The sequence below is a fragment of the Deferribacter thermophilus genome, assembly GCF_049472675.1.
Classification (GTDB): Bacteria; Chrysiogenota; Deferribacteres; order Deferribacterales; family Deferribacteraceae; genus Deferribacter; species Deferribacter thermophilus.
Genome location: NZ_JAPNXM010000003.1, coordinates 1 through 13,730 on the forward strand (window position 1 = coordinate 1; position 13,730 = coordinate 13,730).

Annotated in this window: 11 protein-coding genes and 1 pseudogene; 10 read left to right on the top strand and 2 right to left on the bottom strand. The window is 32.2% G+C overall.

Annotated features, from left to right (window positions below):
• Positions 1 to 458 (bottom strand): annotated as a pseudogene (locus tag OWM07_RS03495) (hypothetical protein); the annotation flags it as partial.
• 21 nt (positions 459 to 479) lie between these two features.
• Positions 480 to 1,379 carry a KaiC domain-containing protein gene (locus OWM07_RS03500; protein WP_423302280.1) on the bottom strand — a complete coding sequence of 300 codons (900 nt, stop codon included), beginning with the start codon at positions 1,377 to 1,379 and terminating at the stop codon, positions 480 to 482.
• Between the two features lie 148 nt (positions 1,380 to 1,527).
• Between OWM07_RS03500 and glmU the strand changes: the two genes are divergently transcribed.
• From glmU to OWM07_RS03550, 10 genes are all read left to right on the top strand, one after another.
• Positions 1,528 to 2,895, top strand: a complete 1,368-nt coding sequence (gene glmU / locus OWM07_RS03505; RefSeq protein WP_423302281.1) for a bifunctional UDP-N-acetylglucosamine diphosphorylase/glucosamine-1-phosphate N-acetyltransferase GlmU — start codon at positions 1,528 to 1,530, stop codon at positions 2,893 to 2,895.
• 2 nt (positions 2,896 to 2,897) lie between these two features.
• Positions 2,898 to 4,712 (top strand): glutamine--fructose-6-phosphate transaminase (isomerizing), encoded by a 1,815-nt coding sequence (glmS, locus tag OWM07_RS03510; protein ID WP_423302282.1) that lies wholly within the window; start codon positions 2,898 to 2,900, stop codon positions 4,710 to 4,712.
• A complete protein-coding gene (locus tag OWM07_RS03515) occupies positions 4,709 to 6,454 on the top strand; it encodes a chloride channel protein (protein WP_423302283.1) in 1,746 nt (581 codons plus the stop codon). Before glmS ends, OWM07_RS03515 begins: the two co-directional genes overlap by 4 nt.
• A complete protein-coding gene (locus tag OWM07_RS03520) occupies positions 6,451 to 8,502 on the top strand; it encodes an ATP-dependent helicase (protein ID WP_423302284.1) in 2,052 nt (683 codons plus the stop codon). The genes OWM07_RS03515 and OWM07_RS03520 overlap by 4 nt, the downstream gene beginning before the upstream one ends.
• A 16-nt stretch (positions 8,503 to 8,518) precedes the next feature.
• Positions 8,519 to 8,815: an Asp-tRNA(Asn)/Glu-tRNA(Gln) amidotransferase subunit GatC gene (gatC, locus tag OWM07_RS03525; RefSeq protein WP_423302285.1), complete on the top strand. Its 297-nt coding sequence runs from the start codon at positions 8,519 to 8,521 to the stop codon at positions 8,813 to 8,815.
• A 12-nt stretch (positions 8,816 to 8,827) separates the two neighbouring features.
• Positions 8,828 to 10,288 (top strand): Asp-tRNA(Asn)/Glu-tRNA(Gln) amidotransferase subunit GatA, encoded by a 1,461-nt coding sequence (gene gatA, locus OWM07_RS03530; RefSeq protein WP_423302286.1) that lies wholly within the window; start codon positions 8,828 to 8,830, stop codon positions 10,286 to 10,288.
• 115 nt (positions 10,289 to 10,403) lie between these two features.
• A complete protein-coding gene (locus OWM07_RS03535) occupies positions 10,404 to 10,697 on the top strand; it encodes a hypothetical protein (protein WP_423302288.1) in 294 nt (97 codons plus the stop codon).
• Positions 10,698 to 10,745: 48 nt separating this feature from the next.
• Entirely contained in the window at positions 10,746 to 11,663 is a 918-nt protein-coding gene (locus OWM07_RS03540; RefSeq protein ID WP_423302289.1) for a bifunctional riboflavin kinase/FAD synthetase, read from the top strand.
• Positions 11,654 to 13,003 (top strand): 30S ribosomal protein S12 methylthiotransferase RimO, encoded by a 1,350-nt coding sequence (gene rimO, locus OWM07_RS03545; protein WP_423302290.1) that lies wholly within the window; start codon positions 11,654 to 11,656, stop codon positions 13,001 to 13,003. Before OWM07_RS03540 ends, rimO begins: the two co-directional genes overlap by 10 nt.
• Positions 12,984 to 13,730, top strand: coding sequence for an outer membrane protein assembly factor BamD (locus tag OWM07_RS03550; protein WP_423302291.1), 747 nt, complete (start codon positions 12,984 to 12,986; stop codon positions 13,728 to 13,730). Before rimO ends, OWM07_RS03550 begins: the two co-directional genes overlap by 20 nt.

Sequence of the window (13,730 nt, forward strand, 5' to 3'; positions counted from 1 at the left end):
CTAAAAAGTAATAAAAATTGAGTAGAAAATTGAGCAAAATTTAAGAAAAATGATGAAAATTGAAAAACATAGAAATTGTGCAATAGCCTTAATTTATATGCTAATTTAGCCAAACCACCAGCTGTATGTACTTTGAGTTCAGTTTTTTCTTCTTTTGTTAAATCATCTATATTTTGAATTTTATACAATGCTTTATCAGGATCTGCCCGTAAAATGTTTCTTACAGTTGCTTTAGAAATCCCAATTTTTTCAGCTATTTCTTCTTCTGTTTTAAGATATTCTTCCCTTAATACAACTGCAAAAGATGCCCTGGCTAGAGAAGCAAGCCATGTTAATGCTCTATAATCAGCTAATTTAGATAAACCACCTAATAGATCAATCCCTTTAAAAAATACTCTAGCTACAAGAGGTTCTAACTCAACTTGATGTTTTGGTATTTCCTGCAATGTCATAACCATAACCCACCTCCCATCTTATTTTTAATTTAAAATAGGTGATAAAACTTTTACCAAACCCGTATCCGTAATTTCCATAAAGTGAGTTTTTGTATCATGCCCACATATCCTACATCCATCAATCCTAAATAGTCTTACTATTTCACCAATCTCTTTTTTATAAAGCTTTGCTTTGTATGAACTATCTATAATATCTTTAGCCAAAACAATAGTACCATCAACGATATGCCCAACAGCATAACCACCAGCCGCCTCAGCTGTAAGGTCTTCATGTCCACTTCTTTTTTGTGAAATCAGCAAAGCAGTTTGATAAGATTTTTTTAAAAAATTATAAACCCTTCGAACTACACCACGTGCCAACATCTCCTTATTCTCAAACAAACCGGTAACCGAATCAATTACAGTAAATTTTACCTTATAATTTTTTATAACATACCCTAATGTTGCAAGAAAATCAGGTAAATTATCCCTTAATCTTGGATTTGATGCCGCATCAATTATTATAATATTATCTTCAAATTTAGAAAAGTCATAACCCATTGCTGATGCTCTAAATTTTAATGAATTTACGAGAAAATTAGCTGGAGTTTCCACTGTAACAAATACTACCTTTTCGCCACTAACAGCTTGCTTAATAGTAAATTGCTCTGCGATTAAAGACTTCCCTGTATCTGAAACTCCAGTAATATTAAACACAGAATATGCTGGAATACCATTTAAACATTCTTTTACAATTTTACCATCTTCAATTTTTACTGTAAAAAATAAACTATCTAAATTTTCAACACCAGTAGGAACACCAAATATCTTAGGAGCTTCTTTTAAAGCAGTGCTCCCTAAAAAAATCGCTTCCTTAACTATCTCTGAACCATGATAACTTTCATTTGTATGATTAACTTCAACATCTTTTACATCCCCTCTCATCCGTTCCCCCCAACTTTTTAAATATTTATTATTAATTATTTCTAAATATTAAAATATGTTGAAATTTAGCGCAAACAAGAGTAATTTTTTATTGATTTTGGCATAAAAAAAAGATTTAATATCATGTTATATTTTAGGAGGGTTTAGTATGAATATACTTACCATAATCCTTGCTGCTGGAAAAGGTACCAGAATGAAATCAAAAAAAGAGAAAGTCTTACATAAAGTAGCTGGAAAACCTATGATTGATTATGTGATAGATACTGCCAAAAATGTATCCAATAAAATAATTGTTGTTGTAAACAACGAACAACAAGAACTAATAAGCCATTTACAAAACAAAAATATAGATTTTGCCTTTCAAGAAAATCAGCTTGGCACAGGGGATGCTGTCAAAGCAGCAGTTAAAGCTATATCTGAGTATAATGGAAAAGTATTGATACTTTGCGGAGACATGCCACTAGTAGAAGATGAATCATTAAAGGAATTTATAGAAAAGAGTAAAGATAATAAAGTATCCTTAATCTCCACATTCATGGATGATCCTACAGGATATGGAAGAATAATTAGAGATGGTAAAAAAGATTTTTTAAAAATTGTAGAAGAAAAGGATGCCAATGAGTTAGAAAAAAAGATCAACGAAATAAACACAGGGATTTACTTAGTTGATTTTCAATATTTAAAAGATGCTTTAGAAAAATTAAATAATAACAATGCGCAAGGGGAATATTATCTTACAGATATCGTCAAGCCAGGTAGTTTTGTTTTCTCTGTTGAAGATAGTGAACAATTTATAGGGATAAATGATAGAATAGCCCTATCTCATGCATCAAAGATAATTTATCGTAAAAGGGCTCTAAACTTTATGAAAAATGGTGTAACAATAATTGATCCAGAAACCTGCTATATTGATGAAAGTGTAAAAATTGAAAAAGATGTTACAATTTATCCAAATGTGTACCTTGAAGGTAACACTACAATAGAAGAAGGGTGCACAATCTATCCAGGTGTTAGAATAATAGATAGCATAATTAAGCAAAACTGCACAATAAAGGATAATACCCTGATTGAAGAATCAAATGTTGGGGAAAACTCCACAATAGGCCCAATGGCTCATCTTAGACCTGGCTCTATTTTAGAGGGGGATAACAAAATAGGCAATTTCGTAGAAACCAAAAAAATTACCTTTGGCAAAGGGTCAAAAGCAAGCCATCTAACCTATCTTGGAGATGCAGAAATAGGTAAAAATGTAAATGTGGGCTGTGGAACAATCACATGCAACTATGATGGATTTTCTAAACATAAAACAGTAATAGGTGATGATGTATTTGTAGGTAGTGATGTACAGTTTGTAGCTCCAGTGAAGATAGGTAAAGGCGCTCTCATTGCAGCTGGTTCAACCATTACTAAAGATGTACCCGAAGATGCATTAGCTATTACAAGAGCTGAGCAAAAAAATATTGAAGGGTGGGTTCCTAAGTGGAAAGCCAAAAAATCTAAAAAGCAGGAGAAGTAAATATGTGTGGTATTGTAGGTTTTATTGGAGATAGACAGGCAAAAGACGTATTAATCGAGGGGTTAGCAAGATTAGAATATAGAGGTTATGATTCTGCAGGTATTGCTGTTTTAAACAAAGGTGAAATTGAAATTTATAGGTCAAAAGGGAAATTATCTGTTTTAAAAGAGCTAATCAGCGATAAAAAAATAGATAGCAAAATTGGTATAGGGCACACAAGATGGGCAACACACGGTAAGCCATCAGATGAAAACGCTCACCCACACAAATCAAAACGAATCTCCCTTGTCCATAATGGTATTATCGAAAATTACTTACAGTTAAAGAATGAGCTTATCGTACAAGGTTATGAATTTTCTTCCGAAACTGACACTGAGGTAATTGCTCATCTAATTGATAGCCTATATAAAGACAACCTTTTTGAAGCTGTCAAAAATGCTATAAAAAAGCTAAAAGGCTCCTATGCAATAGCCGTAATTTCTGAAAATGAGCCAGATAAAATAGTCGTGGCAAGATATGATAGCCCACTTGTCATAGGGGTTGGCGAAAATGAGATGTTTGCAGCAAGCGATATCTCAGCAGTTTTGAGTTATACAAGAAAGTTTATCTTTTTGGAAGAAGGGGATGTGGCAATACTGACAAAAGACTCTGTCTATATTGAGAATAACGGTAAAGAGGTAAAAAGGGAAATAAAGGTTATAGACTGGAATCCTGTAATGGCAGAAAAGGCTGGATACAAGCACTTTATGCTAAAGGAGATTTATGAGCAGCCAAGAGCAATCATAGATACAATAAGAGGGAAATACTCATTAGAAGAAGGTGAAATCTATTTTGGTGAAGTGGATTATGAAACTATAAAAGATATACAGAAGATAACTATTGTGGCCTGTGGTACTAGCTGGCATGCAGGTCTTGTGGGTAAATTTTACATCGAAAATTTTGCAAAGATTCCAGTAGAAGTGGATATAGCATCAGAATTTAGATATAGAAACCCCATCATTACAAATAAAACCCTTTTAATCCCCATATCTCAATCAGGGGAGACTGCAGATACAATAGCAGCTTTAAGAATGAGTAAAAAGATGGGGGCAAAGGTTGTATCCATTTGCAATGTGGTGGGTTCCACAATTGCAAGGGAATCTGATGGAGTAATTTATACCCATGCTGGCCCAGAGATAGGTGTAGCCTCAACGAAAGCTTTTACCACTCAGCTTGCTTCACTATTTCTTTTTGCACTATTCCTTGGCCAAAAGAAAGGGGTATTAGGAAATAGTGAAATAAAAACAATTTTAAATGAATTGATACAGCTACCAGAAAAGATTGAAGAAGTATTAAAGCATGACAAACAGATAGAGGATATAGCAAAAGAGTTTGTAAGATATAAAAACTTTTTATATCTTGGAAGACATTACAATTATCCGATAGCCCTTGAAGGGGCTTTGAAATTAAAAGAGATATCGTATATTCATGCTGAGGGTTACCCTGCAGGAGAGATGAAGCATGGCCCAATAGCTTTGATAGACAAAGAGATGCCAGTATTTGTATTGGGGACAAAATCTAGGGTATATGATAAGATACTTGCAAATGTTGAAGAGGTAAAGGCAAGGGATGGGATTGTAATATCTACCGTTACTAAAGGGGATAAAGATATCATATCCAAATCTGATTATAGTTTCGTATTGCCAGATACATTAGAAGAGCTTACCCCATTTTTAAACTCAATAATAATTCAGCTTTTTGCATACCATGCGGCTAATCTGCTTGGGCTTGATGTGGATCAGCCTAGAAATCTTGCTAAAAGTGTGACGGTGGAATGAACATAAAGAAATCTTTAAACAATTTTTTAAGTGATCATGAAGACTTATATCTTATACTGATATCCACCCTTGTAGGATTATTGGCTGGATATGGTAACTTAATATTCAGGTATATGATCGGTTTTATACAAAAATTTTTCTACGGTTCTGACTCTGAATATTTCTTGCAGGTGTTAGAAAACACTCCTTTATACAAAATTATTTTAATACCAGCTGTTGGTGGGTTATTAGTGGGTATTATTGCTATGATCTTTAAATCAGCAAAAGGGCACGGTGTCCCTGATGTGATAAAGGTTATAGCATTAAATAGATCCATTTCACCATTTGTAGCTGTAATCAAAACAGTTTCTTCTGCAATAACTCTTGGAACGGGTGGCTCAGCAGGTAGGGAAGGCCCTATTGTTCAAATAGGTGCAGCTTTAGGTTCAGGAGTAGGTAAACTCTTTAAATTTTCATCATCAAGGATGAAAAGCGTAATAGCTGCAGGTGCTGCAGGTGGTCTTGCTGCCACATTTAACGCTCCCATTGGTGGAGCAATGTTTGCAGCTGAAGTTTTACTTGGTGAGTTTGGCATAAAAACTTTCTCTCCCATTATAATATCTACTGTTGTAGCAACTACTATCTCAAGGGCGTATTTAGGAAACCATATTACTTTCTTAGCACCACCTTATCAGGTTGTAAGCCCAATAGAGTTTATTTTCTATATCATTTTAGGATTATGGTGTGCTGTTATTGGTGTAATTTTTATTAAGACCTTTTATTTTTTTGAAGAAAAATTTGAAAACTTAAAATTACCTTCTTTTGTCAAACCTGCCTTGGGTGGCTTACTTCTTGGAATTATGGGAATTTTTATAAAAGAGGTTATGGGTGTAGGTTATGATACAATAGATGATATTTTATATAGCAAAGCTCCTTTTATTCTCATATTTATACTCATATTTCTAAAAATGGTAGCTACATCTTTAACATTAGGATCTGGTGGCTCTGGAGGGCTCTTTGTCCCTTCACTGTTTATTGGAGCTGCAGCAGGTGGAGTTGCTGGGACTGTTTTTCATACACTTTTTCCAACTATTACTGCAAACAGTGGAGCTTATGGGCTTGTAGCTATGAGTGCTATGCTCGCAGCCACAATGAGAGCTCCATTAACTGCAATACTGATAATCTTTGAAATAACAGGGAATTACCAAATTATTTTGCCTTTAATGTTATCTACAATTATTGCTCATATTGCTGCTTCAGCTATCGAAAAAGAATCCATTTTTACTTGGATACTTACAAAGCAAGGAGTAAGAATCAGAAAAGGTGCAGAAGAGCAAATTCTAGACTCCATAAAAGTAAAAGAAGTTATGCTAACTGACATTGTTACATTTAGAGAAAATACACCATTTAAAGAAATCTTAGAAGGGGTTAAGACAGCAAAGCATATTTACTATCCAGTATTAAATTCTGAAGGTTACCTAACAGGGATGTTATCTCTTGATGATATAAAAAGTGTGCTTTTTGAAGAAGGTCTGGAAGATATAGTTGTTGCAGGTGAAATCTGCACGAAAAAAAATCTCATTTATGTATATCCTGAAGACACATTATCCACTGCGCTAAAAAAATTAGGTATTAAAGATTTGGGTGCAATCCCTGTTGTTGAAGATGAAAATGGAAAATTAAAATTGATTGGACTTCTAAGAAGAAGTGATATAATCCTTGCTTATAACAAAGCACTCACACAATTTATGGAGAACAAATGACATCACTTTTAGAAAACCTAAACGAAAGTCAAAAAGAAGCTGTAGAATACATTGATTCACCCCTTTTAGTGCTCTCAGGTGCAGGTACAGGTAAAACAAGGGTAATCACCTATAAAATAGCATATCTCATTCAGAAAAAAATTGCACAACCTGAGAGGATTTTTGCTGTAACCTTTACCAATAAAGCTGCTGATGAAATGAAAAAAAGAATTTACGAGTTAATCGGTGATAAATCCTTTGATTTATGGTTAGGGACATTTCATTCTAACGCGTTGAGAATTTTAAGAAGGGATGGTCATATTATTGGACTTCCTTCAAATTTTACAATTATTGACCAAGATGACAGGTTATCAGTTATCAGAAATATCATTAAAAAACTTAATATTGATGATAAAAAATATCCTCCAAAAATGTATCTTAATCTAATAAGCAATTTTAAAAACAGTATAAATTTTGTAAAAATGATAGATCCTGATGAATTTACTCATAGATTTACAGATGTTTTCAATCTTTATCAGGAGGAGCTAAAGAGAAGTAACTCAATAGATTTTGATGATATGCTTTCCCTTACCCTTAGGATTTTCCTTCAGGAAAAAGATATTTTAGCCTTTTATTCACACTTATTCGAGTATGTATTAGTGGATGAATTTCAGGATACAAACAATATTCAGTTTGAGTTTTTAAAAGCTTTAAGAGTAATGAATGATAAGATTTGCGTTGTAGGTGATGATGACCAATCAATATATGGCTGGCGTGGTGCAGAAATTGGTAATATTGTTTATTTTGACAAACACTTTGATAATACAAAAATTATTAGATTAGAAAATAATTATAGAAGTGCACCAGAAATCCTTTATATTGCAAATAATCTTATATCTAATAATCGATTTAGAAAAGGTAAAACATTAAAAGCTGAACTCAAAACAGAGGGTAAAATACATTTAAAAAGTTGCTACGATGAGAAAGATGAAGCTGTATTTGTAGCTCAAAAAATTGAAGAACTGACAAAATTATACAACATCCCTTATGACGAAATAGCTGTTTTATACAGAACAAATGCTCAATCAAGAAATTTTGAAGTTGAACTTAACCATAGAAATATACCTTATCAAGTAATTGGTAGTATTTCCTTTTATCAAAGGAAAGAAATTAAAGATATTTTAAGCTACCTAAAGTTTTTCAATAACCCTTTTGATACCAGTTCTATGATAAGAGCCTTAAAAAATCCACCAAAAGGGGTTGGAGATAAAACAATTGCCAAAATTATAGAAGTTATGAACAATGAAAATTTATCAGGGTATGATGCTATAAAGACATTAGTAGATACATCTACTTCTACTATAGCTTCAAAATTAAAACCTTTTATAGAACTAATAGATTCACTTAATAACTTTGACAAAATTTCAGAAATGATAAAACATATCTTAGAACAAACTGATTACATTAATTTTATAAAGAAAAGTGAAGATATTTACACCGCTGAAAATAGAATTTTCAATTTGGAGGAATTAATCAACTCTGCTGTTAGTTTCGAAGAATCAAACGAGAAGGTTATTTTATCTGATTTTTTAGCAACTACATCATTACAAACTACTACTGATGAAATGACAAATGGTTGTATTAAGCTTATGACAATTCATTCTGCAAAAGGGTTGGAGTTTGAAGCAGTTTTTTTAGTGGGTTTAGAGGATGGACTTTTCCCACTTTTTAGTAGTATGGATGAAGATGAAAAGTTAGAAGAGGAAAGAAGGCTCTGCTATGTGGGTATCACAAGAGCAAAGCGGATACTTTATTTAACTTACGCAAAGAATAGACTAATATATGGAAAGCGGCAAGATTGTTACCCATCTATTTTTATAGATGAAATGAGGGTTAAACAACTTTTTGAAAAAAGTGAAAAAAAAGACGGAAAAAAAGTTTTTCATCCCAAATATGGCAAAGGTGTAATTATTTCTATAAAAGGTAACGGTGATGATGCAAAAGCTGATGTAATTTTTGAAAAATCTGGTATAAAGAAAATGGGATTAAAATTTTTAAAATTTATATAAAGGGAAGAGGTGTAAAATGTCAGGAATCATTTCCAAAAAAGATGTACAACATATCGCTAAATTGGCAAGGTTAACTTTTAACGATGAAGAGATAGAAAAATTTACCGGCGAACTAAACAAAATTTTAGATTATATCCACAAATTAAACGAGTTAAACACAGATGATGTTGAGCCCACATCACATGTACTGGATATTACAAATGTATTTAGAGATGACGAAGTAAAAAAATCTTTAACAAATGAAGAAGCGCTAAAAAATGCTCCAGAAAAAGAGTATGGCCATTTCAAAGTTCCAAGAGTAATTGAAGGTTAGGAGGATAAAATTATGGACTTGCTTAATAAAACAATCAATGAGCTAAAAAACCTACTTGAGACAAAGCAAATATCTGCCTATGAGCTTAACAAATTTTATTTAGATAGGATAAAAAACATAGATCCTAAAATAGACTCATATCTTTATATAAACGAATCAGTTTTATATGACGCAAAAGTTATCGATGAAAAAAGAGCAAACGGTGAAAAACTGCCTGAGTTTGCTGGTATCCCTATCGCAATAAAAGATAATATGGTAACAAAAGGGATGCCTACAACCTGTGCTTCCAAAATACTCGAAAATTTTGATTCCCCATATAATGCCACTGTTGTGGAATTATTAAAAGAAAAAGGGTTTTTAATAATTGGAAAACTAAACATGGATGAATTTGCTATGGGTTCATCCTGTGAAAACTCCTATTACAAAAAAACCAAAAACCCATGGGATTTGGAAAGAGTTCCTGGTGGCTCATCTGGTGGATCAGCTGCTGCTGTAGCAGCAAGATTAGCTCCAGCCACTTTGGGTAGTGATACTGGTGGCTCAATAAGACAACCAGCTTCACTTTGTAATGTATGCGGTTTAAAACCAACTTACGGCAGAGTTTCAAGATATGGATTAGTGGCTTTTGCATCAAGTCTTGATCAGATTGGGCCTTTAACACACAATGTTGAAGATGCCGCTTTATTATTAAGTATTATAGGAAAACATGATGAAAAAGATTCAACCTCTGCTAACTTTGAGTCAAAAGATTATACTGTAAATTTAGATAAAGATATAAAAGGTTTAAAAATAGGTGTTCCAAAAGAATTTTTTGGCGAAGGGATACAACCTGAGGTAAAAGAAAAGGTTTTATCAGCCATCGAACAGCTAAAGGGATTAGGTTGTGAAATAAAGGAGATCTCTCTTCCTCATACCGAATATGCTGTGGCTGTTTACTATATTTTAGCTACAGCTGAAGCATCCAGTAACCTTGCAAGATACGATGGTGTTAGATACGGATTTAGAGCTGAATCTAACGGGTTAATAGATATGTATGAAAAAACAAGATCAATTGGGTTTGGCGACGAAGTAAAAAGAAGGATAATGCTTGGGACTTATGTTCTCAGTGCTGGATATTATGATGCTTACTATTTAAAAGCACAAAAAGTAAGAACATTAATCAAAAACGACTATTTAAACGCTTTTAAAGAAGTAGATGTAATCATAACCCCTACTTCTCCTACAACAGCTTTTAAAATAGGAGAAAAATCATCAGACCCTCTGCAAATGTATTTAAGTGATATTTACACCATCTCTTTAAACTTATTTGGTGGCTGTGGTATTTCAATCCCATGCGGTTTTGACAACAACAACTTACCAATAGGATTACAAATTATGGGCAATTATTTTGCAGAAGAGAAAATTTTAAATGTTGCATACAAATTTCAACAAATTACTGACTATCATAAAAAGTTGCCAAAAATAGCACTTTAGTAAACATAAAATGGGTTGCCAAAATCTGGCACCCTTTTTTTAAAAAAATTTCTAAAGTTTTAAAAATTATTGTCGATTAATTTAAAGTAACCTAAAATGAACTGCGGGTGATTATATGTCGATAGAGTTTAGCAACTTATCAAATATTATTAGAACATACAACAGACAGTTAAAAATAGGAAAAGTAAGTGATTCTTTAGGTAGTAAATCACCTGCAAAATCTTTAGACAAAGTCACACTATCACCTGAAGCTATGAAGTTGTTATTTATTACAGATTTACTTGCTGAAATTAACTCAGATCAAATTACTAAAGCAGATATTGAAAAACTTTTAGAAGGAATAGATTTTTCTCAACTGTCTGAAGAAGAACTAAAAAATTTAAAGCAGAAAATTTTAGAAAACATATAACAAAAAGTTATTGATTATTGCTCACAAATATCATATTTTCCACCTACAATGGAAGTAATAAAAGATTTATCTAACTGGAAAACTTTATCACCTACTGTTATAACCATTGGCAATTTTGATGGGGTACATATAGGCCATCAAACTATAATAAAAAAAGTTTTGACCTTAGCAAAGGAATTTAATCTAAAATCAGGGGTTGTAACCTTTTCTCCCCACCCTATAAAATTTTTTAACAAAAACATAAAACTTATTATGACAGAAAGAAAAAAGATAGAAATTTTTGAAAAAATGGGTGTTGATTATTATTTTAATCTTGCTTTTAATGAAAGTATTGCAAATATGGATCCAGAGATTTTCATTAGAGAATTTTTAGTAAAATCATTAAAAGCAAATTTTATTGTAGTAGGTTATGATTATCGGTTTGGTAGAAAAAGAAAAGGTGATTACGAATTATTGAAAATGCTTGAAACGAAATACGGATTTACAGCTTTTAAAATCCCACCAGTAAAAGTTGATGATATTATCGTTTCTTCTTCAAATATCCGAAAATTACTGCAAAAAGGGGATATTGAGCTTGCTAATAAAATGCTTGGCAGAGCTTTTTCCATTGAAGGGAAAGTAGTAAAAGGGGATGGATACGGCAGGCTTCTTGGATATCCCACTGCTAATCTAGCAGTGGAAAATGAACTAATCCCTGCAAATGGGATCTATGCTACAAAATGTATTTTAAATGGCAAAATATATAACAGCGTGACAAACATCGGTATTAGACCTACTTTAGTAAATAAAAATGAAATAAGAGTGGAAACTCATATCTTTGATTTCAAAAAAGACATATATAACGAATTTATAGAACTGGAATTTTATAACTACTTAAGAGAAGAAAAAAAATTTGATAATATCAATGACCTCATAGAACAAATAAAAAAAGATTGTGAAAAAGCAAAGGAAGTATTATGCCATTAAAAATAGCTTCTATTAGTCTGGGATGCCCAAAAAATCAGGTAGATCTTGAAGTTTTGCTTGGCAAAATGATTGAAGACAATTTTGAATTAACCAATGATCCTGATAATGCAGATATAATCATTATAAATACCTGCGGTTTTATTGAACCTGCTGTAATGGAGGCGGTGGAAACAATTTTAGAGTTTGAGCCTTACAAAGAAAAAGGGAAAAAGATTATAGTAACAGGGTGCATGGTTGAGCGATATAAAAATGAGTTTGAAAATGAGTTCCCCTTTGTTGATTATTATGCTGGTGTTGGGGAACTAAAATCTGTTTTAGATTATTTAAACAGTGAAATCAAACCGCAAAAAAAAGAAAAAGATTTATACTTTTCAAAAAATAGAGTTATACTAAACCCCAAAAGCTTTGCTTACCTAAAGATTGCTGATGGCTGCAGAAATAGATGTTCTTACTGCACAATACCATCTATAAGAGGGCCACAAAAATCAAGAAAAATTGAAGACATTATTGATGAAGCAAAGAGATTAATTGATCAAGGCTTCAAAGAGCTGATTCTTATTTCTCAAGATACTACTAAATACGGAGTAGATATTTATGGCTCATTCATGATCAAATCACTTTTGGAAAAACTTTCATCATTGGAAGGTGATTTTTATATCAGAACACTTTATTTAAATCCGGATGGTGTAGATGAAGAACTTATAGATCTAATTTTAAACAATCCTAAAATTATCAATTATTTTGAAATCCCGATACAACATATCAATGATAGAATTTTAAAACTTATGAACAGAAAATCTAATTCATCCCATATAAAACAAATTTTTTCTCTAATTAGAGAAAAAAGTGATGATGCTTTTATTAGAACAACATTCATAGTGGGTTTTCCCACTGAAACAGAAGAAGAGTTCAATGAAATTATCGAGTTTTTAAATGAATTCAAGCCAGATTTTGCTGGATTTTTCCCATTTTACCAAGAAGATGGTGTAAAAGCTTCAAAAATGGACGGTCAAATCCCTAAAAGAGAAAAAAATAAAAGAGTAAAAACTCTTGAAAAAATACAAAAAAAGATTACTTCTGAACGGCTTAAATCCCTTAAAAAAGAAAAAATCCTTTGCTTTGCAGAAAAATTCAACGATGATTTTGATTTTATTGTCGAGGGTAGAGCTTTATTCCAAGCCCCTGAAATTGACGGCAAAGTTTACATAATAGATGGTGTGGCAGATTCAGGTGTAGGGCCTTACATTTGTAAAATAAAAAGGGTTGTATATCCAGATTTATACTGTAAAATAGAATCTCCATATAAAGCTGAGGTAATATATGAAAAAATTTATAATTAGCCTGATTACTCTTTTCGTTATCTTTGCTTGCGCAAGTAAAAACGATATTGAAAGAGATGCTGCCACCTATTTCAAAGAAGGGCTCACTTACTTTCAAAATAAAAAATATGAAAAAGCTGCAATACTGTTTGAAGAAGCTTTGAAAAAAGCTGACACACCAGAATTGGCAGCTAAAGCTCAACTTTTTTTAGCAGATTCATACTATTTTGATAAACAATATGAAGAAGCGATATCTGCTTACAAATCATACTTAGAGCTTTATGAAGATAAACCAGATGCAAAAAGAGCCCTTTTAAGATTAGGATTATCATATTATGCTATGCTCAAACCGATCGATAGAGATCAGTCTTATACCAGAGAAGCTTATAAAATATTTTTAGAGCTAAACACAAAATACCCTGATTTTGCAAAAGAATATAATATACAAGATAAAATATCACACTTAAAAAATATGCTGGCAGAAAAAGATTTATATGTTGCAAAATTTTATATTAGAATAGGAGAAAAAAAAGCTGCGTTAATAAGATTAAAAAAAATAATAAATGAATACAAAGACACAAAAGTTTACCCCGATGCCGCTCTTTTGTATGCAAAGGTTTTGATAGACAATAACAAGCTTGAGATGGCTGTTTCTATATTAAACCAGTTATTAAATGAAACAAAAGACCCAAAATTACTACCACAAATTAACAAGATTTTAAAAGATTTAAAAAAGCAATTGGGGTAA

Excerpts from the sequence above, each read along its gene's own strand:
- OWM07_RS03500 (WP_423302280.1), bottom strand. The coding sequence starts at position 1,379 with ATGAGAGGGGATGTAAAAGATGTTGAAGTTAATCATACAAATGAAAGT.
- glmU (WP_423302281.1), top strand. The coding sequence starts at position 1,528 with ATGAATATACTTACCATAATCCTTGCTGCTGGAAAAGGTACCAGAATG.
- glmS (WP_423302282.1), top strand. The coding sequence starts at position 2,898 with ATGTGTGGTATTGTAGGTTTTATTGGAGATAGACAGGCAAAAGACGTA.
- OWM07_RS03515 (WP_423302283.1), top strand. The coding sequence starts at position 4,709 with ATGAACATAAAGAAATCTTTAAACAATTTTTTAAGTGATCATGAAGAC.
- OWM07_RS03520 (WP_423302284.1), top strand. The coding sequence starts at position 6,451 with ATGACATCACTTTTAGAAAACCTAAACGAAAGTCAAAAAGAAGCTGTA.
- gatC (WP_423302285.1), top strand. The coding sequence starts at position 8,519 with ATGTCAGGAATCATTTCCAAAAAAGATGTACAACATATCGCTAAATTG.
- gatA (WP_423302286.1), top strand. The coding sequence starts at position 8,828 with ATGGACTTGCTTAATAAAACAATCAATGAGCTAAAAAACCTACTTGAG.
- OWM07_RS03535 (WP_423302288.1), top strand. The coding sequence starts at position 10,404 with ATGTCGATAGAGTTTAGCAACTTATCAAATATTATTAGAACATACAAC.
- OWM07_RS03540 (WP_423302289.1), top strand. The coding sequence starts at position 10,746 with ATGGAAGTAATAAAAGATTTATCTAACTGGAAAACTTTATCACCTACT.
- rimO (WP_423302290.1), top strand. The coding sequence starts at position 11,654 with ATGCCATTAAAAATAGCTTCTATTAGTCTGGGATGCCCAAAAAATCAG.
- OWM07_RS03550 (WP_423302291.1), top strand. The coding sequence starts at position 12,984 with ATGAAAAAATTTATAATTAGCCTGATTACTCTTTTCGTTATCTTTGCT.